The organism is Oceanisphaera litoralis (assembly GCF_016907015.1).
Taxonomy (GTDB): Bacteria; Pseudomonadota; Gammaproteobacteria; order Enterobacterales; family Aeromonadaceae; genus Oceanimonas; species Oceanimonas litoralis.
Map to the genome: position 1 here is coordinate 1 of NZ_JAFBBE010000033.1, position 21088 is coordinate 21088.

Below are 21088 nucleotides of genomic sequence, written 5' to 3' on the forward strand. Positions count from 1 at the left end.
GCGTCACAAGGAGGTGCTTGAGCGAGTCGGTGGAGCGGGCCCTTTGTCCGGGATGGGTATAACAGCCAAAAAGACCGCGAGTTTAATGTAATTGGTATTAGATGTTTTCACATTGTTATCGATGCCCCGAGCCGACACATGAAAATCATCGATAAAAAAACCCTCGCATGATGGAGGGTTTTCTCGATTACTGCGGGTGCTGTCGCGAAGGCTGCCGGCTCAGTACTCGGCCTCAGTACTCGGCGTTATGGTAGACGTTCTGTACGTCGTCCACGTCGTTCAGCATGTCGAGGAAGCGCTCGAGCTGAGCCACATCGTCGCCGGTCACCTCAACGGTGTTCTGGGGCACAAACTGAATGCTGTCGACGTCAAAGTCGATGTCGCCAAAGGCTTCGGTCAACGCCTGCTTGGTCTTGAAGTATTCGGTGTGCGGTGCGAACACGGTAATTTTTCCGTCTTCCTGCTCTACATCGGTCACGTCCACGTCGGCCATCATCAGCGCTTCGAGTACCGCGTCTTCATCGTCGCCGGCAAAGACCAGAATGGCGCAGTGATCGAACATGTGACTGACGGTGCCGGAGGTACCGATCTTGGCCTTGACCTTGTTGAAGCACTGGCGCACGTCGCCAATGGTTCTGTTGGGGTTGTCGGTCAGACAATCCACTATCACCAGGCAGTTGCCGGGGCCGAAGCCTTCGTAACGGGCAGGAGAAAAGTCTTCGCCGGCGCCACTGGTGGCTTTTTGCAGGGCTTTTTCGACGACATGGGCAGGTACCTGGTCTTTCTTGGCGCGCTCAATCAGGCCGCGCAGAGTCAGGTTGCCGTCCGGATCGGCGCCGCCGGACTTGGCGACAACGTAGATTTCACGGCCGTACTTGCTGTAGACCTTGCTCTTGGCATTCGCCGTTTTGGCGATGGATTCTTTGCGGTTTTGATAGGCTCTGCCCATGGGATGGTCTCGTTGTTCATCGGAAGAGGGCGAATTTTACACACAGAAAAGCGGCAGATCTATTTTCATGTCTCCTGCCGCCCCGTTTTTCTGCCCATCACCGTCAATAACCGGCAAATTCCTCGGTACGCAACTGATCTTCGGCCACCCCGGCATCAACCAGCATGGTTCTCATCGCCGCCACCAGACCGGGCGGCCCGTCCAGATAATAAACCGGCCGGGTGATATCGGTCAGGTGACGCGCCAGCATGGCCCTGTCTACATGGCCACACTCCCCTTGCCAATGCTGTGCCGACCGTTCGGCCTGACTCATGGCCGCCACCAGGGTGCAATTAGGGTCGGTGGCGCAGGCCTGGGTCAGCTCATCGAGAAAGGCGGCATCTTCCGGCCGCCGGTTGGCATAGAACAGGATTATCTTGCGGCCCTTATGTTCGGCAATGGCCTGCAGCAACATGCTTCTGACCGGCGTGATGCCGATGCCGCCGGTAATGAATACCAGCTCCCGAGTCGGGTCGCCGGGCAGGGTGAAGTCACCATAGGGACCTTTAAGAGTCAGGTCGGCCCCCGGTTCCAGCGTCTTCAGTACCCGCTTGAAGGCGCTGTCTCTGATGCGGGTGGCCACCATCAGCTCGGGCTCGCCGGGGGTTGACGCCAGAGACAAAATACGAGCCTGGCCCTCATCGTCGGTTTCGGGAGGGTCAACCAGCCCCAGGCGGACACACTGACCGGCCTTGAAGCTGAAACCGTCGGGCTTGTCGAAATACAATGCCAGGGTGCCTTCGGCAACCTGCTGCTTGCGCTTGAGTTTAAGCTGATAACCGGCCATGGCCGACCTCCTTCTACCCGGCTCAGACTTCAATATCCAGCTCGATGCCGGCGTGCTCCCCCGGGCGACGGTAACGCCGGTTAATCACATCGAGCCGACGGCTCATGGCAGGATTGGCGCCAATCAGACAGCATTCACCCCGATACAGCCCCAACCAGACCTCGTATGCAGCCTGACGACGACTTAGCTCCCGATCCTGATGGCGCGGCCGAATGGCCACATAAGGCTGTACCGCCGTAATCACCGGTATTATCGGGCGGCGCGCCTGGTCGGCCTGCGCCGACTCGGTGCCGGGCTGAACCAGATTGGGCAACATGGCGGGCAAAACTACCGGTATTGTCATCACAGCCTCCCTGCATGAATTACCTGATTATGGCCGAGTTCTGCCTCGGGTGTTGGTCAGCCGTGATGATCCAGTAAAAAACCACGGATTCTCTCGGCGGTGGCGTCCGGGTGAGAAATAAAGGCCGCATGCGATGCCCTGGGCTCGACGTGGCTCTGGCTGTGCGGCAACAAGGCATCGACCAGGGCGACGGCTTTTTTCGGCACCAGGCCATCGAGCCGACCATACAGGCGCAACATGGGTAATTGCAGTTGGCTCAAGCCAGTGCGTAAATCTACGCCCCCCAGCAGCGCCAGGCTGGCGGCCAGGGCTGCCGGGTCCGGCGCCGGCTTCCGGGCCAGGCTGTCGCGCAGCTGACGAATGTCTTCCCGGGCATGCTCGCTGCCCATGGCCTGCAGGGCCAGAAAGCGATTCACCACCTGCTGGTGATCCTCCGCCAGTTGCTGTTCGAATGTCGCCAGCACCCCGGGCTTGATACCGGGCCAGTCGTCCTCGGCCACAAACCGGGGTGAGCTGGCCAGGGTGATCAGGCGCTGCACCCGCATTGGCGCCTGCAGCGCGGCCTGGGTGGCGATAAGTCCGCCCAGCGACCAGCCCAGCCAGGCCGCTTCTTCTGGCACTGCACCCAGCACGGCGGCGGACCAGTCATCCAGGCCGGCCTGCGGCGGCAACGCCGGGCTGTGTCCGAAACCCGGCAGGTCGACCAGATGCAGCCGAAAGTCCGCTTCCAGCCGTGATGCCAGCCCCTGCCAGACGGCGCCATTCATGCCCCAGCCATGTAACAACACCAGATCCGGCCCCCGGCCGCGTCGTTCTACATATACACTCATCAGCAAACCCCGTTATCTTGATACCGCCATGATAAGACGCCTGACCGCCCGCTTACAATCCGGCACCCTCTGGTGGGGTCAGTGCCTGCTGTGTCGGCACGACTGTGAGCGGCAGCCGCTGATCTGCCGCCAGTGTCGGGACGAACTGCCGCAACTGGAGCGCCCCTGTCCGCAATGCGCCTTTCCGCTGGCGGTGGAAGATGCCCACTGCGGCCAATGCCAGCGCCAGCCACCGCCCTGGCAACGGATGCAGGTGCTGGCCGACTTCGAGCCGCCTTACCCCCGGCTGATCCACGACTTCAAATATCATCGCCGGGCGCTGAACGGTCGCCTGCTCGGTCAGCTGCTGGCCCGGCGACTCGAGCCCCCCTATCCGGAGGTCATACTGCCGGTGCCCCTGCACTGGTGGCGCCAACTGCGCCGGGGCTATAACCAGGCGACCGAAATCGCCCATGGCCTGCAGCAGGTACTGGATATACCGGTGGATACCCGAACCTTGCGCCGGCTTCGTGCCACCGCATCCCAGACCCATCTCAACCGCCGCCAGCGAAAACGAAACCTGCACGGCGCCTTTGGTGCTCGCCCGATGGCATATCGGCACGTGGCATTGCTGGATGATGTGATCACCACCGGCACCACCATGACCGAGCTGACCCGGCTGTTACACCGCCAGGGAGTAAGCCGGGTGGAGGTGTGGGCCGCCTGCCGGACTCTTGAGCACTGACGGCTATTCAAGCGACGGCAACAAGAGTATGATAAAAGTTGAGTTCTTTAGTCAGGTTTACGAGGATAGCGATGATTACGATTTCCGAAACCGCCCAGGAACATTTCCGCAAACTGTTGTCGCAACAGCCGGAAGGCACCAATATTCGGGTGTTTGTGGTTAATCCGGGCACCCCCAACGCCGAATGCGGCGTTTCTTATTGCCCGCCCGATGCCGTCGATCATGACGATATGCATTTGCCGTTCGAAGGTTTTGAGGCGGTCGTGGATCAGCAGAGCGTCTCTTTCCTGGACGCCGCCGAAATCGATTTTGTCAGCGACCAGATGGGCTCTCAGCTCACCCTGAAAGCACCCAACGCCAAGATGGCCAAGGTGCCGGAAGATGCGCCGCTGGCGGACCGGGTCGAGTATGTACTGCAGTCCCAGATCAACCCGGGGCTGGCCAGCCACGGCGGCAAGGTGGTACTGACCGAAATCACGCCGGATGGCCTGGCCATTCTGCAGTTCGGCGGTGGCTGTAACGGCTGCTCCATGATTGATGTCACGCTGAAAGATGGCATCGAAAAGCAGCTGCTTGAACTGTTTGCCGGCGAAATTACCGGCGTGCGCGATGCTACCGATCACGAGCGCGGCGAGCACTCATACTACTGAGTGAATTTGCCTGAAACAAAAAGAGGAGCCTTGTGGCTCCTCTTTTTGTTGGTGCTGCGACGGTATGCCAAGCCTGCAATGCGAAGCAAATGTAGACATGTGAATGAGCGAAGCGAATTCCAACATTCAAGCCGACTGCCAAAATGTTGGGACTCGTGCCTCATCCCAACCTACGACGACTTGTGACCAAGAGACAGGCTGACAGCTTCTCGCTCACGGCTCGCGTGGGTTATTCCGCCTTGCGATCCCGGCTCAGCAGGGCAATGGCCGCTTCCCTGGCATTCTTGCCCTGATACAGCACCTGATAGACCTGCTCGCAGATGGGCATTTCCACGCCATAGCGCGCCGCCAGCTGATACACTTCGGCGGCATTGCGATAGCCTTCCACCACCTGACCGATGTCGGTCATGGCGGCCTGCACGTCCTGTCCCCGGCCCAGGGCCAGACCAAAACGGCGGTTGCGCGACTGATTGTCGGTACAGGTCAGCACCAGATCACCCAGCCCCGCCATGCCCATGAAGGTTTCCTGCCTGGCGCCCAGGGCCACCCCCAGGCGCTGCAGCTCCACCAGGCCACGAGTAATCAAGGCGGTCCGGGCGTTGGCACCAAAACCCAGGCCGTCGGCCAGGCCGGCACCGATGGCGATGACGTTTTTTACCGCCCCGCCCAGCTGCAAGCCAATCATGTCGTCGTTGAGATAAACCCGGAACGAGCGGTCACAGTGCACCAGATCCGCCAGATCGCCGGCAAAGTCGCCATCGGTAGACGCCAGCGAAATGGCGGTGGGCAGCCCCATGGCTAGCTCTTTGGCGAAGGTGGGGCCCGACAACACCGCCAACGGGATCTTGTCACCCAGAATATCACGGGCCACATCCTGCAACAGGCTGCCCGTGGTCGGATCCAGCCCCTTGGTCGCCCAGGCGATGCGGCTGTCTTTACGCAAAAACGGCTTTATCTGTTTCAGCACATCGGCAAACACATGGCTTGGCACCACAATCAACAGATCGCGACAGGCCTGCACCACCTGCTCCAGGCGGGCTTCGGGAATCAGGCTGTCGGGAAAAGTGGCGTCGGGCAAGAAGACCCTGTTGCAGCGCTCGGCGGCCAGGGTGGCCACCTGCTCGGGCCTGTGGCTCCACAGCAGGGTCTGGTGGCCATTACGCGCTATGGCAATGGCCAGTGCCGTACCATAGGAGCCGGCACCCAGAACCGAGATGGCGGCATCCTTATGCATCAGGCATCCGCCTGCTGTTGCTGCTGGGCACGCTGTACGTGGGCGGCAAACAGGGCATCGAAGTTCACCGGTGCCAGGTTCAGCTGCGGGAAGGAACCGCGGCCCACCAGGCTACCCACGGTTTCACGGGCATAGGGGAACAGGATGTTGGGGCAGAAGGCACCCAGGCAGTGCGCCAGTTGCGGCTCGGCCATGTTGCCGATGGTGAAGATACCGGCCTGCTGAATTTCGCACAGGTAAACGGTTTCGCCTTCGCCCATGTGGCAGGTCACGGTCAGGGTCAGCACCACTTCGAATACGTTGTCACCCAGGCGGGCACTCTTGGTATCCAGGTCCAGCTTGACTTCCGGCTTCCATTCTTTCTGGAATACCAGCGGCGTGGACGGCGCCTCGAAAGACACGTCCTTCAGATAAACACGCTGGATCTGAAATTCAACCTGTTGCTCGGTTTCGGTGTTGGTGCCGTTTGCTTCTTCAGCCATGAAGATATCCTTATTTGTATGCGTTATTTATATGCGTTGAAAGATTAACGTTTGGTGACCGGCAGGTTCTGGGTACGCCAGTCTGTCATGCCGCCACGCAGGGCGTGCACCTGTTTGAAACCGGCCTTGGTCAACAGGCGGCCGACACCGCCGGTGGTCATGCCGGTTTCACACACCAGTATTACCGGCTTGTCCTGGTATTTCTCGATCAGGTTCAGGTTGTTGGCCTTGAGCTGAGCGGCAGGCACGTTGATGGCACCGGCAATATGGCCCTTGCGGAATTCCTCTGCGGTACGCACATCCACCACCACGGCGTTCTGCTTGTTGATAAGCAGCACCGCCTGCTGGGAGGCGACTATCTGCACCTTGGTCAGTTTCGACATCAGGGTCATGTAAATGATCACGGCGACCAGACCCAACCAGACCATGGTCAGCATGGGGTGGCTGGCGGCAAAATCGAGGTACTCTTGCATAATGTTACTTCTTTCGAGTCAAAATACGGAAAAGCCCGAGTATACATGTGGCATCGGCAAATAACAGCAGCCCGAGTCCAATCAACCCCCTCCGCTTTCTTCTCCACTTTCCTTTCAACTTTCCCCTCCGTCGGAACTGCCGTCAGCCTTCGGCTGGAGACCAAATCGGCAACTGTAGTAACATGGTCAGAGTTTCACCTGCCTCGACTTTCAACTTTCAACTTTCAAACAACAACATAGGCGTACAGTATGAACTCGACCAAAAAGCCCCTGGTTCTCATCATTATGGATGGCTGGGGCTATAGCGAAAACACGGAACACAACGCCATTCACGCCGCACGCACCCCGGTGCTCGACGGCCTGATGAAAAACTGCCCCTCCATGCTGATTTCCACCTCCGGGCACGATGTGGGTCTGCCCGACGGCCAGATGGGCAATTCCGAGGTGGGCCACGTCAATATCGGTGCCGGCCGTATCGTCTATCAGGAGCTGACCCGCATCGACAAAGCCATTGTGGACGGGGATTTCTTCACCAATCCGGTGCTGTCTGCCGCCGTGGATGGCGCCGCGACCAAGGGCAAGGCCGTGCATATCATGGGTCTGCTGTCCCCGGGTGGCGTGCACAGCCACGAAGACCAGATCGCCGCCATGGTCAAGCTGGCTGCCGAGCGCGGTGCCGAACACATTTACCTGCACGGTTTTCTCGATGGCCGAGACGTGGCCCCCCGCTCCGCCCAGGCATCCATCGAACGGTTCGAAACCCTGTTTGCCGAACTGGGCAAGGGCCGGCTGGCTTCCCTCGTCGGTCGCTATTTCGCCATGGACAGGGACAACCGCTGGGATCGGGTCCAAAGTGCCTATGATCTGCTGACCTTGGGCCAGGCCGAACACCACTTTGCCACCGGTATCGAGGCGCTGCAGGCCGCCTATGCCCGGGACGAGAACGACGAGTTCGTCAAGGCCACCACCATCGGTGAGCCGGTGGCCATGCAGGACGGCGATGCGGTTATCTTCATGAACTTTCGTGCCGACCGGGCCCGGGAGCTGACCCGCGCCTTCGTGACAGACGACTTCAGCGGCTTTGAGCGCAGCCTGCGTCCGGCCCTGAGCGACTTCGTGATGCTCACCGAATACGCCGCCGACATCCATACCGCCTGCGCCTATCCGCCGGAGTCGCTGCCCAACACCCTGGGCGAGTGGCTGGCCAAGCACGACAAGACCCAGTTGCGTATTTCCGAAACCGAAAAATACGCACACGTCACCTTTTTCTTCAACGGCGGTCGGGAAGAGAGCTTCGCCGGTGAACAGCGCGAGCTGATCCCCAGCCCCCAGGTGGCCACCTACGATCTGCAGCCGGAAATGAACGCCGAACTGCTTACCGACAAGCTGGTTGCCGCTATCGAGAGCCAGGCATTCGACGTCATCATCTGCAACTACCCCAACGGCGACATGGTCGGCCATACCGGGGTGTTCGAGGCGGCAGTCAAGGCCTGTGAGGCGGTCGACCGCTCCATCGGCCGGGTAGTGGCAGCGCTGAAAGAAGTGGGCGGCGAAGCGCTGATCACCGCCGATCACGGCAATGCCGAACAGATGGTCAATCCGGTCACCGGCCAGATACAGACAGCCCACACCAACCTGCCGGTGCCGCTGATTTACGTGGGCCGCGATGCAGTTCCGGCAGAGAAGGGAAGGCTGTCGGATCTGGCTCCGACCATGCTGAGCCTGATGGCGATGGAAACACCGCCGCAAATGACTGGCAAGCCGCTGATGGTTCTGAAATAATCAGGCCCATATGGGCAAAAAACGACTGATCGTTGCATTATTATTGATAAGCACCGGCCTGATGGCCGGTGCTTTCGCTTGGGCGGATGACAGCAAGGGTCTCAAGAACGTTCAGGGTCAGATCGCCAACCAGAAACAAGACCTGCAGCAGCAGAAAAAGCAGTTGAGCCGGTTACAGCAACGGCTCGCCAAGGATGAAAAAGCCATTTCAGCCTTGGCCCGGGAGCTGAACCAGACTCAGCACAAGCTGAAAGAAAACGAAACCGCCCTCGCCCGACTGGATAAAGAGCACCAGACCCTGGGCAAACAGGCCGAGCAACAGCAACACTTGCTGGCGGAACAGCTCAGGGCCGCCTATCGGAATGGCCGCCACGACTATCTGAAGTTACTGCTCAACGGTCAGGACAGCACCGAAATCGACCGGCTGCTGCACTACTATGCCCATCTCAACCAGGCGCGGGCCCAGGCCCTGCAGCAGCTGACCCGCACCCGAGAGCAGTTGGCCGACAACCGCCGCCGGGCCGAGCAGAGCCGCAACCAGCTCAACCAGCTGCTGGCCCGACAAGAGGCAGAGCGGCAAAAGCTGAGCGCGCAGCAGGCCAAACGCAGCCAGACCGCCAAACAGCTCAATGCCGCCCTGGATCAAAGCAATCAGCGCCTGGCCAACCTGCAACAGGCTGCCAGTCATCTGGAGCGGCAAATCAAGGCCGCCCAGCAAAGAGCGGCCCGGGAGCAGGCGGCGCGTGAGCAAGCGGCCCGGGAACAGGCCGAACGCAATCGGCTGGCTCGCCAGCAAGGTGGCTCCGGCAGAACGCCGGTGGTCGCCAAACCCAGTGGCAGCTTCGCCGGGCTTGCCAAGGGCACCCTGCCCTGGCCGCTCAAGGGCTCGCTTATCCATCGCTTCGGTGCCGCCCGCACCAGTCAGCTGAACTGGAAAGGCCTCTTGATCAGCGCTCCGGTCGGCAGGGAAGTGAGCGCCATCGCCAACGGTCAGGTGGTGTACGCCGACTGGCTCAGCGGCTTTGGCATGGTGATGGTGATCGATCACGGCAAGGGCTACATGAGCCTCTATGGCCATAATCAGTCGCTGTTACGTAATCCCGGTGACCAGGTCAAGGCCGGCCAGCCCATCGCCCTGAGTGGTGAAAGCGGCGGCCAGGACAAATCCGGTCTCTACTTCGAAATTCGCTACCGGGGCCAGGCCATCGACCCCCAGCCCTGGCTGCGCCGGGGTTAAGGCATCACTTTGCAGCTTCCCGAAGCGACAGCACGATTCAGGCCGTTGCCGCTTCCAGCTCGCTGATCAGCCAGATGGCGTTGTCGCGGCTGCTGCCGCAGACATCGGCGGCGGGCTGGAAACGGGCGCACACCGCCGGTCGCTCCGGTTTGCCAAACAGCGCACAACGCAAATCCTCCAGCAGGTGCAGACAGGGCTCACCGGCGGCCTTGCCCTTGGGCATGCCCGGCAGCGGACCACTGATACTGGGGGCGATACAGCAGGCACCGCAATTGCTTCGACATTCCATCACACTACCTTTTCCATCACACTACCTGTTCCATCACACAAGCTCTCGACTGGCCGGCCAGTATACCCTGTGATGCCACCAGGATCAGACCGGCTTTGTCAGCTGCGCCGCCAATGTCGATACATGGTCGTCTTGTACCCCCTGCCTGAGCAGCGCCTCGGCCAGGTTGAGCAGATAATCCCGGTTGCTGCCACTGGGACCGTGAGCGCCGGCAATTTGCGCTGCCATCTCCTGCAGCGGGGCCTCACCCAGAAAGGCGGCATTATCTTCGGTCGCCAGGTAAATCAGCCCTTCCGCCGCTTGCTGTGCATCGAAATATACCGGCACCCGCTCGCGCAGGTAGCCGTTTTTTTCCCGCATATCCAGCTGGGTAAGCACCTCGGGTCGAATACGATAAGCCATGCCATCACAGCGGGCGCCGGGATGGCGAGTCAGAGTCACCACCCGCCCGGGCGCATCCGGAGTACCACGATGATCGTGGGATCCCTGCCAGAACCGGCGGCACCACCCCCGGATCCAGGCCGGCCTGCGCTCCAGAAAGGGAAAGTCGGCCTTCCAGATCAGAGAGCCGTAGCCGAACAGCCAGAAAGAGTCGTGCCGATCGAAGTGAGTCATGCGGAGATTGTGTTGGGTGGTGTCGAATGTCATGGCAGGCTCCTTTTCATATCGCACCGTCATGATGCTACGCCTTGCCGCCCTTGTCGAATGCCAATCGGACAGGGCCGGCTTCATGGTAAACTGGCGTTTTTTTCATGATACAGGATCTTCACCATGCGTCTGACCGTTCACTGTCTGGATCAGTTGCCGGCGATTCATCGTCACCACGTCGACATCATATTGCAGGGCAGATCCCTGCCCGAGCAGGCGGTATTTTATCTCGCTACCTTTAACGACAAGGCCGTGGCCCTGGCCTGGCGTCGGCAGGAGCGGCTCGACTTTATCGCGGTGCGCGATATTACCCGCCGCCGGGGCATAGGCCGGGAACTGCTGCGCCAGATCCGGCTGGAAGCGAAAGCCGCCGGCCTGAGCCGACTCACCTGCAACCCGGCCCAGGCGCCGGAAGAACAAAGAGCCGGACTCGCCGCCTTTCTAACCAGTGAGGGCTTCGGCACCCAGGCAGGAATGCTAAGCTGTTACCTAGCAAAATAGCGATCTCATTGAATAAAGGTCGAATAAAGGTCGACAGCAACAGGAGACGGTAATGAAGACAAGAACCGAACGGGACTCCATGGGCGAAATACAGGTACCTGACCACGCCCTCTATGGCGCCCAGACCCAGCGTGCCATCAACAACTTTCCGATCTCCGGCCAGCCCCTGCCCCCGGCCTTTATTCATGCCATTGCCCGCATCAAGGCCGCCTGCGCCCATGCCAACGGCCAGCTGGGCCGGCTTGGGCAGGACAAGGCCGACGCCATTATTCAGGCCGCCGGCGAGATTGTCGACGGCCGTCACCCGGACGCCTTTCCCATCGATGTGTACCAGACCGGCTCCGGCACCAGCACCAACATGAACGTCAACGAAGTGCTGGCTCACCTGGCCAGCCTGCACCTGGGCCAGCCGGTGCACCCCAACGACGACGTCAACATGGGGCAGAGCTCCAACGATGTCATTCCTTCCGCCATTCATGTCAGCGCCGCCCTCGGCCTGAGCCGCGAGCTGCTGCCGGCCCTGCACCAGCTGGAGCAGGCCATCCTCACCAAGGCAGAACAGCTGCAAAGTCAGGTCAAGACCGGCCGAACCCACCTGATGGATGCCATGCCGTTGCGCTTCGATCAGGAGCTGGGCGGCTGGGCTACCCAGGTACGTTATGGCCGAGATCGACTGGAGGGACTACAAAGCCGGCTGCAGCAACTGGCGCTGGGCGGTACCGCCATCGGCACCGGCATCAATGCCGATCCGCGCCAGGCCCCGTTGGCCTGCGACTATCTCAACCACCATACCGGCCTCGATTTCTGTCCGGCCGAAGACTATTTCTACAGCCTGAGCAGCCAGGACACGGCGGTGGAGCTGTCGGGCCAGCTCAAGACCCTGGCGGTGGCGCTGATGAAAATCGCCAACGATCTGCGCTGGATGAACTCGGGCCCGCTCACCGGCCTGGCCGAAATTCAGCTGCCGGCGCTGCAGCCGGGCTCGTCCATCATGCCCGGCAAGGTCAATCCGGTGGTGCCCGAGGCGGTGGCCATGGTGGCGGCCCAGGTGATTGGCCTGGACGGCGCCATTACCGTCGCCGGTCAGTCCGGCAACTTCCAGCTCAATGTCATGCTGCCGCTGGTGGCCAACAACCTGCTGACCATGACCCAACTGCTGGCCAACGGCGCCCCGCTGCTGGCCAAGGCCATCGGCGGCTTTACCGTAAATCAGGACCATATCGATCAGAGCCTGGCCAGGAATCCGATTCTGGTGACGGCGCTCAACCCGGTCATCGGCTACGAACGGGCGGCCAGCATCGCCAAACAGGCCTATGCCGAGTGCAGACCGATACTGGAGGTCGCACTGGAAGAAACCGAGCTGTCGGAAGCCGAATTACGCCGCCTGCTCGATCCGGAAACACTGACGCGAGGCAGCCAGCAGAACTAGTGTCACCCCGTTAACGAAAAAAACCCGGCACCAGGACCGGGTTCTCCTCCCTGAAATCCAGACGAAATCAGTTGGCTTCGCTCTTGCCGTCGTAACGGCGCTGCCATTCGGCGAGAATGGCCTCACGCTGGCCAGCCGCCCACACGAAGTCGTTTTCGATCATCACCTCGGCCGGGTTTTCCGGGAAATACTGCACTGGCTGCGCCACTCCCGGCATTCCCACCACCGCGAAGCTCTGGTTGTACAGCTCGTTGGCCTGTCGGCTGATGGCAAAATCCAGCAGCTTCTGCGCCGCGTCCTGCTGATCGGTTCCCTTGACGATGGCGGCCGCTTCCATCTCCCAGCCAACGCCCTCGGTCGGGAATATCAGCTCGAGCGGGGCTCCCTGTTGCTTGAGCTTGGCGCCACGATAGGCCATGGAAATACCGATGACCGTTTCACCGGATGCCGCCTGCACACAAGGCTTGGAGCCGGAATGGGTGTAGTTGGCAATATTCTGGTGCAGACCATCCATCAAGGCCCAGCCCTGCTCGTCGCCAAACTGCTGCAGCCAGGCGGATACATCCAGGAAGCCGGTACCGCTGGACGCCGGGTTAGGCATCACGATATGCCCCCGATACTCGGGCCTGGTCAAATCCTGCCAGCTGCCAGGCTTGGTCAAGCCATGCTTTTCGGCTTCGATGGTGTTGTAGCAAATCACGCCCAGCCAGGCATCCATACCGACCCAGTGCGGCACGTCACGCCGATCACGAAACTGCGTCGACAACTTCTCCAGCCCCACAGGGGCATAGGGCGCCAGCATCTGCTGCTTATCCATCATCATCATACTGGTGGCAGCCAAGCCCCAGACGGCATCCGCCTGGGGATTTTCCTTTTCTGCCAGCAGGCGGGCGGTAATGATACCGGTAGAATCGCGCACCCAGCGAATGGCGATGTCCGGGTTTTCCTGCTCGAAGGCGGCTTGATAGTGCTTGAGCTGCTCCAGCTCCAGCGCGGAATAAACGGTCAGTTCGGTTTTGGCCTGGACGCCGGCGGCGGCCAGGACCAGCAGCAAGGCAAGGGGGGTCTTGTTCAGCATGGTGCTCACTCCTTTGGTATATACCAGAAAACACGTTCAGCGTAAAAGCCGCAGATGACAGCGGGGTGACAGCAGGGTGACAGTAATAAGATGAAGAAAGAGGGTAACCGGTGACATGGCGCAGGCCACCACATAAGACACATTGCTGGCCGGCGGATAGGCCACGCTCAGATCGCCCTGCCGATAGGCGCCGGCCAGCGTCGACATCAGGGACGCTCGCCGCGTGCCAGCCGGGCCTCGATATCGGCAATCACCGCCGGTAATTCGGCGATGGTGTCGACCACATAGTGGGCGCCGGTCGTCGCCAGCCGGGCATGAGCCCGGTCTCGCAAGCGCCGTTGTTCGGCGGGCGCCAGCGCCTGCCAGTCTTCCAGCGACAAGCCGACTTCGTTGCCGGACACCGCCAGGGCCACCGTCCACATGCCGGCGTTCAGGCCCTCTTCTATGCCGACACCGGTGTCGTCTACCTTGACGCAGGCCTGTACCGTCGTGGCTTCCAGCGCGGTGGCCGCCTGCAGACTCATCTCCGGCCAGGGGCGACCCCGGCGCACATCGCTGGCGGTGATCACCACCTCGGGGGAATAACCCTGTTCGGCGGCCCGCTGCACCAATTCCACTATCATGTCGCGGCTGTAGCCGGTGTTGGCGCCCAGGCGAATACCGCGCTCGGTCAGGGTGCTGGCCACATCGGCCATACCCGGGATCAGCACGGCGCTGTCGCGGATGCACTCAATCTGGATCTGTACGAAATCCAGATACAAGCGGGCAACGTCTGCCTCGGTCGGCTCTGCCCCCTTGCCCCGGGTCCAGGCATCGCGGATACGCGTCATGGCCAGCATCTGGCGGATATGTTCACTCTTCTCGCTGCCCATCGGTGCCCGGCACTCGGCCAGGGTGACCTCTATGCCCTCTCCGGAAAACAGCCGCTGAAAGGCACGAATCGGTGCCATGGAGCCAAAATCCACCGTGGTGCCGGCCCAGTCCATGATCACGGCCTGTACCCCACCGGTGTAACAACGTTCAAAACGATAGCTCATTGTTTTCTCTTCCTTACCAGAATATAACGTCTTCGATGGCAGCCAGCAGACCGGCCACATCCTGTTGATACACTTCCCCTATGGTGCCGATGCGGAAACAGTCCACCGTCGATACCTTGCCCGGGTAAATCACATAGCCCCGCGCTTTCAACCCCAGATAAAACCGCTTGAAGTCATAATCCGGGCTGTCCGGCGCGGCAAACACGGTAATGATTGGCGACTGCCAGTCACTCGCCACCAGCGGGCGGAAACCGAGCCGTTCCATGCCGGCCACCAGGGTGTCCTGATTAGTCTGATAACGCCGGTGCCGGGCCTGAACCCCGCCTTCCTGCTCCAGTTCGGCCAGCGCCTGATCGAAGGCCCGCACCACATGGGTCGGCGAGGTAAAGCGCCATTTTCCGCCCTGCCGCTCCATGCACTGCCACTGGTCGAACAGATCCAGGCTGACCGAACGGGCCCGGCCTTCGCATTCGTACATGGCCGCTTCACGGGCAATGACGAAACTGAAACCGGGCACGCCCTGAATGCATTTATTGGCGCTGGAGATAAGAAAGTCGACGGCCAGATCACCCACATCCATGGGTACACCGCCGAAAGAACTCATGGCGTCCACCACCAGAACCCGGCCCGCCGCCTTGGTCACTGCGCATAGTTCCGGCAACGGATTGAGAATGCCGGTGGTGGTTTCACAGTGCACAAAAGCCACATGGCTGATGGCCGGATCCGCCGCCAACTCCCGGGTCAGCAGCTCGGCCGACAGCGGTTCTGTCTCGGCCACCTCGGCCGTCACCACCGGAATGCGCAGGCAGCGGGCAATGTCGGCCATACGACGGCCATAGGCCCCGTTGACCAGCACCAGCAACTTGCCATCGGCCGGCAGCGCCGATCCCAGTACGGCCTCCACCCCGGCGGTACCGCTGCCCTGCATCAACACACTGGTATAGCCCGGTTCGCCGGTGGCCATTGCCACCAGCCGACGGCGGATGGGCTGTACCACGCCCTGGTTGTAGTCGTCATCCCAGGTGCACCAGTCTTTCATCATCGCCTCGCGCACTGTGGCGGAAGTGGACAGCGGGCCCGGGGTCAGCAGTAAGTAAGGATTGTTCATCATCTCTCCTGGTATATACCAAATTTGAGAATACGATAGAGATTCCGCGTTCGGCGAACAAGATGGCAAGGGTCACTGACACAAAAAGTTCATCTTGTCCGGGCTTTGGCAATGGCTCGACAAGCGTAATAATAGCGCTGTATTTCAGCTTGTTAGTATCGACAGCGTGACGACATTATGCCGCTGCCACGATCCATGCCACCCAGAGCCGCCCTTGCAGTCGGTACCACGACGGCGTTTTAATGACGGTATTCACCGATAAATTGATGGTGTAGTCCATAACGGAAATCATGATGAGCAAACCCCATTACCAACAGATCAGCGACAGCATCGAAGCCCAGATCCGCAGCGGCGCCCTGATCGCCAACAGCAAGCTGCCGTCCGAGCGCCAGCTCAGCGAAGCCTTTGCCACCACCCGGGTTACCCTGCGCGAGGCGCTGTCACGGCTCGAGGGCAAGGGGCTGATTTATCGCGCCAATCGCCGGGGCTGGTACATCACTCAGGGTCGCATCAACTACGACCCTACCCAGCGCCTGCCCTTCAACGAGGTCATCTCCGGCCAGGGACGGCAACCGTACACCCGGGTGCTGGCGCAACAACTGGCGCCGACCAAACCGGACATTCACCAGGCGCTGGGACTGGCACCGCTGAGCCCGATACACAGGGTGCGCCGACTGCGCTCGGTAGACGGACACCCGGTACTGCTGGAAGAAAACCACATGAATCCGGCCTACTTTCCGGGGCTGGAAAAGCAGGATCTGGGCCAGTCGCTGACCCGATTGTTTGAACAGCAGTACCAGGTGCGTATCGCCACCATGGAACTCAACATGTATCCGGTGGCGCTGGATCCGGAACGCGCTCAGGCGCTGGGTATGGCTTCCGGCGGGGCCGCGCTCTTTATCAGCCGCCTGTCGCGGGATCAGGGCGGCCGGGTGATCGAGCTGGACTGGGAATACTGGCGCCACGATGCACTGAATATTCAGCTGGCGGTGTAGGCCGACCTCCTTTTTCATCCTTTGTCACAGCAAGGTTGTCACACCAACGTCATACTGTTTTTGTACATTGCCCCAAACTGGTCTAAACCAGATTGGGGAGACAAATCTGATGACATATCTAGCAATCGACAATGTGGTGAAAAGTTTCGGTGACTTTCAGGCACTCAAGGGTGTCAGCCTGACGGTAGAAGAAGGCGAGTTCGTCTGCTTTCTCGGCCCCAGCGGCTGCGGCAAGACCACGCTGCTGCGTGCCGTCGCCGGCCTGGACTTGCCCACCGGCGGACGCATTCATCAGGCCGGGCGTGACATCACCCTGGCACCGCCCGAGCAGCGCGATTTCGGCATCGTATTCCAGTCCTACGCGCTGTTTCCCAATCTGACGGTGTTTCAGAACATCGCCTTCGGACTGGAAAACATGAAATATCCCAGGGCGGAGATTCATACCCGGGTCAACCAGCTGCTGCACACCATAGGCCTGCCCGACAGCGGTTCCAAGTATCCGGGCCAGCTGTCCGGCGGCCAACAACAGCGGGTGGCGCTGGCCAGGGCCATCGCCCTGTCTCCCGGTCTGCTGCTGCTGGACGAGCCCCTGTCGGCGCTGGATGCCCGGGTGCGTATTCAGTTGCGTGCCGAGATCAAACGACTGCAGCGCGAGCTGAACATCACCACCATTATGGTGACCCACGATCAGGAAGAGGCGCTGGCCATGGCCGACCGTATCGTGGTGATGAACCACGGCGTCATCGAGCAGATCGGCACCCCGGAACAAATTTACTATCAACCGGCCAGCCCCTTCGTGGCCCGTTTTATCGGCGCCATGAACTTCTACCCGGCGGTGGCCGACCAGCAGGGCCGGCTGAGCTTTGGCCGACAGACGCTGCCACGCCGGGTGGCTCCGGGCAGCCGTCACCTGCTGGCCTGGCGCCCGGAGCTGATGCGTCTGGCCTGTCCGCAAGACCCCAACAGCCTGCGTGGACGCATTCTGGGGCTGTCTTTTCTCGGCGCCTTCATTCGGGCCGAAGTGGCGCTGGACAGTCATCCCGAACCGATACTGGCCGATCTGTCGGCTCGAGACTGCGATTTGCAGCAACTTCATCCGGGCCAGGAAGTGGCGCTGGAACTGCCGCTGGAGCACACCCATCTGTTTTACGGGGCCGGCGCATGATCCGCCTGACCCTGAGCCGCCCGTTCAGTCGGGATGATGGGCTCCAGCGCCTGCTGCTGGCGCTGGCCTGTCTGCTGTTTCTGCTCGCGCTGGTGCTGCCGCTGGGACAGATACTGCAGACCGCTCTGTTCGACGAGCAGGGCAACTTTGCCGGGCTCGACAATCTCCGTCGCTACCTGCTGACCCCCAGTCTGCTCTACTCACTCACCAACACCCTGACCATGGGAGTGCTGGTCACCTTTATCGTTACCGGGCTGGCCTTTATCTACGCCTATGCCATTACCCGTACCCGCATGCCCGGCCGCGGCCTGTTCAAGGTGCTGGCAATGATGCCGATACTGGCTCCCTCGCTGTTGCCGGCCATCAGTCTGGTCTACCTGTTCGGCAACCAGGGCATGCTGCGTCACTGGCTGCTGGGTGAAAGCATCTACGGCCCCATCGGTATCGTGCTGGGACTGTCATTCTGGGCCTTTCCCCATGCCGTGATGCTGCTCAGCACCGCCATGGGCGCCACCGACGGTCGCCTGTTCGAAGCCTGCCGGGTGCTGCGCGGCGGGCCGGTACGCGCCTTCTTTCAGGTCACGCTGCCCGGCATCAAATATGCGCTGCTGAGTACCCTGATGGTGGTGTTTACCATGGTAATCACCGACTTCGGCGTACCCAAGGTAATCGGCGGCCAGTATCCGGTACTGGCCACCGACATCTACAAGCAGGTGGTTGGTCAGCAAAACTTCGCCATGGGCGCCCTGATCAGTACCCTGCTGCTACTGCCAGCCCTGCTGGCGTTTCTTGCCGACGGCTGGCTGCAACGGCGCAACAAATCGCTGATCGACAGCCGCTCCCAGCCTTATCATCCTGCTCCCAACCGCTGGCGTGACGGCCTGCTGCTCGGTTATTGCAGCCTGATCGCCCTGGCGCTGCTGGCCGTGATCGGCATGGCCGCCTATGCCTCCGTGGTCCAGTTCTGGCCCTATAACCTGAGCCTGACCCTGAATCATTACGGCTTTGACCTGATTGACGGCTGGCAGGCGTACGGTAACTCCCTGAAGCTGGCCGGGATGACCGCCCTGTTCGGCACCCTGTGCATCTTTCTCACCGCCTATCTGGTGGAAAAGGGCCAGGGCCAGAGCGGCTGGCGCAAGCTGCTGCACGGCCTGGCCATGATACCGCTGGCAGTGCCCGGGCTGGTGCTGGGGCTGGCCTATATCTTCTTCTTCAACCGTCCCGACAATCCGCTGAACCTGCTCTATGGCGGCATGACACTACTGGTGGTGTCGACCGTGATGCATTTTTATACGGTCGGGCATCTGACCGCCATCACCGCCCTCAAGCAGCTGCCCGCCGAGATTGAAGCCATCGCCGCCTCGCTCAAGGTCAGCCGCTTCAAGGCCATGCTACGGGTGAGCCTGCCGATGTGCCTGCCGGCGGTGCTGGACGTGGCCATCTATCTGTTCGTCAACGCCATGACTACGGTCTCGGCGGTGGTGTTCCTGTACGGCCCCGACACCATGCTGGCCTCCATTGCCGTGCTCAACCTGGACGACAGCGGCAACATCGCGCCCGCCGCGGCCATGGCCATGCTGATATTCATCACCGCCCTGATCGCCCGGCTGCTGCACATGGCGGCCAGCCATGGCCTGTTGCGCCTTACCCAGTCCTGGAGACAAACCACATGATCGAGACTCAAGGCCCCTTCTGGCTGCAACAGGCGCTGGAACGGGAGCAACCCGCGCCCGCCACCGCGCTGGCCGCAGACATAGAAGCCGATATCTGCATCGTCGGTGGCGGTTATACCGGCCTTTGGAGTGCCATTCGACTCAAACAGGCAGAACCGGCGCTGAACATAGTGGTACTGGAGCGGGAGCTGTGCGGCAGCGGCGCCTCGGGCCGCAACGGCGGCTGCCTGCTGACCTGGTCCACCAAATATCCTTCTCTGCGCCGTCGCTTCGGCAGCCGGGAGGCGGCCCGACTGGTTCGCGCCTCGGAGCAGGCGGTACTGGATATCCGGGATTTTTGCGAACAACACAACATCGACGCCGAGCTTCGTATCGACGGCGCCTGCTACACCGCCACCAACGACGCCCAGTGCGGTGTCATGGCGCCGCTGGTAGCCAGACTGGAGCGGGAGAGCCTGAACAGCTGGAGCGCGCTGAGCGAAGCGGAACTACAGACACGCACCGGCTCCGAGGCGCATCTGGAAGGTCACTTTTCACCCTTCGCCGGTTCGGTACAGCCGGCGTTGCTGGTGCGAGGCCTGCGTCGGGTGGCATTGACGCTCGGCATACAGATTTTCGAGCACAGCCCCATGACGGCACTGCACCGCGGCAAGCCGAGCCGCATCGATACCGCCGATGGCAGCGTAACTGCCGGCAAGGTAATACTGGCGCTCAATGCCTGGACCCCGAGTCTGTTCAGGGAGTTCGATCGCCACCTGGTACTGGTGTCATCCGACATGGCCATTACCCGGCCCGTCCCCGCCGAGCTCCGTCGGCTGGGGCTCGACCATGGTGCCGCCGTGGTCGATGGCCGCACTTTCGTACATTATTACCGCACCACGCCCGATGGCCGCCTGATGCTGGGCAAGGGCGGCAACCTGTTCGCCTTCGGCAACCGGGTCATCGAGGCCTTCGATCAACCGAGCCGCTACCGCCCCATGCTAAAGGCCGCGCTGCAGCGATTCTTCCCCGATCTCAAGACCGAGATCGCCGCCACCTGGACGGGGCCGTCCGATCGATCTGCCAGCGGCCTGCCGTTTTTCGGCCGGCTCGAGGGTGACGGCGATATCTACTATGGCATGGGCTATTCCGGCAACGGAGTGGTACAGAGCCTGCTCGGTGCCCGCATCCTTACCAGCCTGGTGCTGGGCCGCGACGATGACTGGGCGCGTTGCGGGCTGGCCCGCGGGCCCCAAGAGCGTTTTCCACCGGAGCCGGTTCGCTGGCTGGGCGCCATGACGGTGCGCAACGCCATACGACGCAAGGAAAACGCCGAAGACCGGGGAGAGACGCCCTTTATCTGGGATCGGTGGCTGGCCCGCTTCGCCGACGCCGCCGGCAAGGCGGACAAGGGATAAACCAAAAAGGGATGCCGAGGCATCCCTTTTTAAATGCTGGCTAAACGGCCAGCCGTGAGGTGTGAGGAAACATGAGGTGTGAGGAATGAGGTACCAGGCACCGGAGCAATCGCTGCGGTCTTGCTTGTTATACCAATTACATTGGCTATGTATGAGTTAACTGTGTCTATCCGTGTATCAGCCTTAGAGTAGGCTCTTTCGTGCTTACATTAACTCCAATAAAAACAGGTTATTG

At 61.0% G+C, this 21088-nt stretch carries 23 protein-coding genes; 10 read left to right on the forward strand and 13 right to left on the reverse strand.

The window, feature by feature from the left end; translation table 11 throughout:
- Nucleotides 1-232: 232 nt before the first annotated feature.
- The 4 genes from HNR62_RS15335 to bioH form a co-directional block, all read right to left on the reverse strand.
- Nucleotides 233-949 (reverse strand): YebC/PmpR family DNA-binding transcriptional regulator, encoded by a 717-nt coding sequence (locus tag HNR62_RS15335; RefSeq protein ID WP_204796950.1) that lies wholly within the window; start codon nt 947-949, stop codon nt 233-235.
- A 103-nt stretch (nt 950-1052) separates the two neighbouring features.
- The gene (locus HNR62_RS15340) at nt 1053-1775 is read right to left on the reverse strand and encodes a ferredoxin--NADP reductase (RefSeq protein WP_204796951.1); all 723 of its coding nucleotides are present in this window, start codon (nt 1773-1775) and stop codon (nt 1053-1055) included.
- Nucleotides 1776-1797: 22 nt separating this feature from the next.
- Complete coding sequence (locus tag HNR62_RS15345; RefSeq protein WP_204796952.1) at nt 1798-2118, reverse strand: hypothetical protein; 321 nt, start codon at nt 2116-2118, stop codon at nt 1798-1800.
- Nucleotides 2119-2174: 56 nt separating this feature from the next.
- Nucleotides 2175-2948: a pimeloyl-ACP methyl ester esterase BioH gene (bioH, locus tag HNR62_RS15350; RefSeq protein ID WP_204796953.1), complete on the reverse strand. Its 774-nt coding sequence runs from the start codon at nt 2946-2948 to the stop codon at nt 2175-2177.
- A 28-nt stretch (nt 2949-2976) separates the two neighbouring features.
- Between bioH and HNR62_RS15355 the strand changes: the two genes are divergently transcribed.
- Both HNR62_RS15355 and nfuA read left to right on the forward strand, forming a co-directional pair.
- Nucleotides 2977-3672, forward strand: a complete 696-nt coding sequence (locus tag HNR62_RS15355) for a phosphoribosyltransferase family protein (protein ID WP_204796954.1) — start codon at nt 2977-2979, stop codon at nt 3670-3672.
- 71 nt (nt 3673-3743) lie between these two features.
- Nucleotides 3744-4322 (forward strand): Fe-S biogenesis protein NfuA, encoded by a 579-nt coding sequence (gene nfuA, locus HNR62_RS15360; protein WP_204796955.1) that lies wholly within the window; start codon nt 3744-3746, stop codon nt 4320-4322.
- A gap of 229 nt (nt 4323-4551) precedes the next feature.
- Here the strand turns inward: nfuA and gpsA are convergent, their stop codons facing one another.
- From gpsA to HNR62_RS15375, 3 genes are read right to left on the reverse strand one after another with little or no spacing between them, the layout of a single operon-like run.
- Nucleotides 4552-5556 carry an NAD(P)H-dependent glycerol-3-phosphate dehydrogenase gene (gene gpsA, locus HNR62_RS15365; protein ID WP_204796956.1) on the reverse strand — a complete coding sequence of 335 codons (1005 nt, stop codon included), beginning with the start codon at nt 5554-5556 and terminating at the stop codon, nt 4552-4554.
- Nucleotides 5556-6038 carry a protein-export chaperone SecB gene (secB, locus tag HNR62_RS15370; RefSeq protein ID WP_204796957.1) on the reverse strand — a complete coding sequence of 161 codons (483 nt, stop codon included), beginning with the start codon at nt 6036-6038 and terminating at the stop codon, nt 5556-5558. Before secB ends, gpsA begins: the two co-directional genes overlap by 1 nt.
- Nucleotides 6039-6082: 44 nt before the next feature.
- A complete protein-coding gene (locus HNR62_RS15375; protein WP_204796958.1) occupies nt 6083-6511 on the reverse strand; it encodes a rhodanese-like domain-containing protein in 429 nt (142 codons plus the stop codon).
- Between the two features lie 249 nt (nt 6512-6760).
- Between HNR62_RS15375 and gpmM the strand changes: the two genes are divergently transcribed.
- A complete protein-coding gene (gene gpmM, locus HNR62_RS15380) occupies nt 6761-8293 on the forward strand; it encodes a 2,3-bisphosphoglycerate-independent phosphoglycerate mutase (RefSeq protein WP_204796959.1) in 1533 nt (510 codons plus the stop codon).
- Between the two features lie 10 nt (nt 8294-8303).
- Nucleotides 8304-9530, forward strand: a complete 1227-nt coding sequence (gene envC, locus HNR62_RS15385; RefSeq protein ID WP_204796960.1) for a murein hydrolase activator EnvC — start codon at nt 8304-8306, stop codon at nt 9528-9530.
- A 37-nt stretch (nt 9531-9567) separates the two neighbouring features.
- Here envC and HNR62_RS15390 read toward each other — a convergent pair whose 3' ends face one another.
- Nucleotides 9568-9819, reverse strand: coding sequence for a YkgJ family cysteine cluster protein (locus HNR62_RS15390; protein ID WP_204796961.1), 252 nt, complete (start codon nt 9817-9819; stop codon nt 9568-9570).
- 84 nt (nt 9820-9903) lie between these two features.
- Complete coding sequence (locus HNR62_RS15395) at nt 9904-10467, reverse strand: gamma-glutamylcyclotransferase (RefSeq protein ID WP_239552863.1); 564 nt, start codon at nt 10465-10467, stop codon at nt 9904-9906.
- A gap of 123 nt (nt 10468-10590) precedes the next feature.
- On the opposite strand from HNR62_RS15395, the gene HNR62_RS15400 reads away from it, so the two are divergent.
- Both HNR62_RS15400 and HNR62_RS15405 read left to right on the forward strand, forming a co-directional pair.
- On the forward strand, nt 10591-10968 hold the full coding sequence (locus tag HNR62_RS15400) for an acetyl-CoA sensor PanZ family protein (protein WP_204796963.1): 378 nt from the start codon (nt 10591-10593) through the stop codon (nt 10966-10968).
- Between the two features lie 52 nt (nt 10969-11020).
- A complete protein-coding gene (locus HNR62_RS15405; protein ID WP_204796964.1) occupies nt 11021-12397 on the forward strand; it encodes a class II fumarate hydratase in 1377 nt (458 codons plus the stop codon).
- Nucleotides 12398-12464: 67 nt separating this feature from the next.
- Here the strand turns inward: HNR62_RS15405 and HNR62_RS15410 are convergent, their stop codons facing one another.
- Genes HNR62_RS15410 through phnW form a run of 4 tightly spaced genes read right to left on the reverse strand, consistent with a single transcriptional unit; the run spans nt 12465 to nt 15644 of the window.
- Nucleotides 12465-13475 (reverse strand): putative 2-aminoethylphosphonate ABC transporter substrate-binding protein, encoded by a 1011-nt coding sequence (locus HNR62_RS15410; RefSeq protein ID WP_204796965.1) that lies wholly within the window; start codon nt 13473-13475, stop codon nt 12465-12467.
- A gap of 36 nt (nt 13476-13511) precedes the next feature.
- On the reverse strand, nt 13512-13682 hold the full coding sequence (locus HNR62_RS15415; protein WP_204796966.1) for a hypothetical protein: 171 nt from the start codon (nt 13680-13682) through the stop codon (nt 13512-13514).
- Nucleotides 13682-14512 (reverse strand): phosphonoacetaldehyde hydrolase, encoded by an 831-nt coding sequence (gene phnX / locus HNR62_RS15420; protein WP_204796967.1) that lies wholly within the window; start codon nt 14510-14512, stop codon nt 13682-13684. Before phnX ends, HNR62_RS15415 begins: the two co-directional genes overlap by 1 nt.
- A 13-nt stretch (nt 14513-14525) precedes the next feature.
- Nucleotides 14526-15644: a 2-aminoethylphosphonate--pyruvate transaminase gene (phnW, locus tag HNR62_RS15425; protein ID WP_420827169.1), complete on the reverse strand. Its 1119-nt coding sequence runs from the start codon at nt 15642-15644 to the stop codon at nt 14526-14528.
- 266 nt (nt 15645-15910) lie between these two features.
- Here phnW and HNR62_RS15430 point away from each other — a divergent pair, with 266 nt between their 5' ends.
- From HNR62_RS15430 to HNR62_RS15445, 4 genes are all read left to right on the forward strand, one after another.
- Entirely contained in the window at nt 15911-16615 is a 705-nt protein-coding gene (locus HNR62_RS15430) for a UTRA domain-containing protein (protein ID WP_239552864.1), read from the forward strand.
- Between the two features lie 109 nt (nt 16616-16724).
- Entirely contained in the window at nt 16725-17780 is a 1056-nt protein-coding gene (locus HNR62_RS15435; RefSeq protein ID WP_204796969.1) for a putative 2-aminoethylphosphonate ABC transporter ATP-binding protein, read from the forward strand.
- On the forward strand, nt 17777-19456 hold the full coding sequence (locus tag HNR62_RS15440; protein ID WP_204796970.1) for a putative 2-aminoethylphosphonate ABC transporter permease subunit: 1680 nt from the start codon (nt 17777-17779) through the stop codon (nt 19454-19456). The genes HNR62_RS15435 and HNR62_RS15440 overlap by 4 nt, the downstream gene beginning before the upstream one ends.
- A complete protein-coding gene (locus HNR62_RS15445) occupies nt 19453-20853 on the forward strand; it encodes an FAD-dependent oxidoreductase (protein ID WP_204796971.1) in 1401 nt (466 codons plus the stop codon). The genes HNR62_RS15440 and HNR62_RS15445 overlap by 4 nt, the downstream gene beginning before the upstream one ends.
- Nucleotides 20854-21088 lie beyond the last annotated feature (235 nt).

Coding starts and splice junctions, on each gene's coding strand:
- HNR62_RS15335 (WP_204796950.1), bottom strand. CDS start 949: ATGGGCAGAGCCTATCAAAACCGCAAAGAATCCATCGCCAAAACGGCG.
- HNR62_RS15340 (WP_204796951.1), bottom strand. CDS start 1,775: ATGGCCGGTTATCAGCTTAAACTCAAGCGCAAGCAGCAGGTTGCCGAA.
- HNR62_RS15345 (WP_204796952.1), bottom strand. CDS start 2,118: ATGACAATACCGGTAGTTTTGCCCGCCATGTTGCCCAATCTGGTTCAG.
- bioH (WP_204796953.1), bottom strand. CDS start 2,948: ATGAGTGTATATGTAGAACGACGCGGCCGGGGGCCGGATCTGGTGTTG.
- HNR62_RS15355 (WP_204796954.1), top strand. CDS start 2,977: ATGATAAGACGCCTGACCGCCCGCTTACAATCCGGCACCCTCTGGTGG.
- nfuA (WP_204796955.1), top strand. CDS start 3,744: ATGATTACGATTTCCGAAACCGCCCAGGAACATTTCCGCAAACTGTTG.
- gpsA (WP_204796956.1), bottom strand. CDS start 5,556: ATGCATAAGGATGCCGCCATCTCGGTTCTGGGTGCCGGCTCCTATGGT.
- secB (WP_204796957.1), bottom strand. CDS start 6,038: ATGGCTGAAGAAGCAAACGGCACCAACACCGAAACCGAGCAACAGGTT.
- HNR62_RS15375 (WP_204796958.1), bottom strand. CDS start 6,511: ATGCAAGAGTACCTCGATTTTGCCGCCAGCCACCCCATGCTGACCATG.
- gpmM (WP_204796959.1), top strand. CDS start 6,761: ATGAACTCGACCAAAAAGCCCCTGGTTCTCATCATTATGGATGGCTGG.
- envC (WP_204796960.1), top strand. CDS start 8,304: ATGGGCAAAAAACGACTGATCGTTGCATTATTATTGATAAGCACCGGC.
- HNR62_RS15390 (WP_204796961.1), bottom strand. CDS start 9,819: ATGGAATGTCGAAGCAATTGCGGTGCCTGCTGTATCGCCCCCAGTATC.
- HNR62_RS15395 (WP_239552863.1), bottom strand. CDS start 10,467: ATGACATTCGACACCACCCAACACAATCTCCGCATGACTCACTTCGAT.
- HNR62_RS15400 (WP_204796963.1), top strand. CDS start 10,591: ATGCGTCTGACCGTTCACTGTCTGGATCAGTTGCCGGCGATTCATCGT.
- HNR62_RS15405 (WP_204796964.1), top strand. CDS start 11,021: ATGAAGACAAGAACCGAACGGGACTCCATGGGCGAAATACAGGTACCT.
- HNR62_RS15410 (WP_204796965.1), bottom strand. CDS start 13,475: ATGCTGAACAAGACCCCCCTTGCCTTGCTGCTGGTCCTGGCCGCCGCC.
- HNR62_RS15415 (WP_204796966.1), bottom strand. CDS start 13,682: ATGTCGACGCTGGCCGGCGCCTATCGGCAGGGCGATCTGAGCGTGGCC.
- phnX (WP_204796967.1), bottom strand. CDS start 14,512: ATGAGCTATCGTTTTGAACGTTGTTACACCGGTGGGGTACAGGCCGTG.
- HNR62_RS15430 (WP_239552864.1), top strand. CDS start 15,911: ATGATGAGCAAACCCCATTACCAACAGATCAGCGACAGCATCGAAGCC.
- HNR62_RS15435 (WP_204796969.1), top strand. CDS start 16,725: ATGACATATCTAGCAATCGACAATGTGGTGAAAAGTTTCGGTGACTTT.
- HNR62_RS15440 (WP_204796970.1), top strand. CDS start 17,777: ATGATCCGCCTGACCCTGAGCCGCCCGTTCAGTCGGGATGATGGGCTC.
- HNR62_RS15445 (WP_204796971.1), top strand. CDS start 19,453: ATGATCGAGACTCAAGGCCCCTTCTGGCTGCAACAGGCGCTGGAACGG.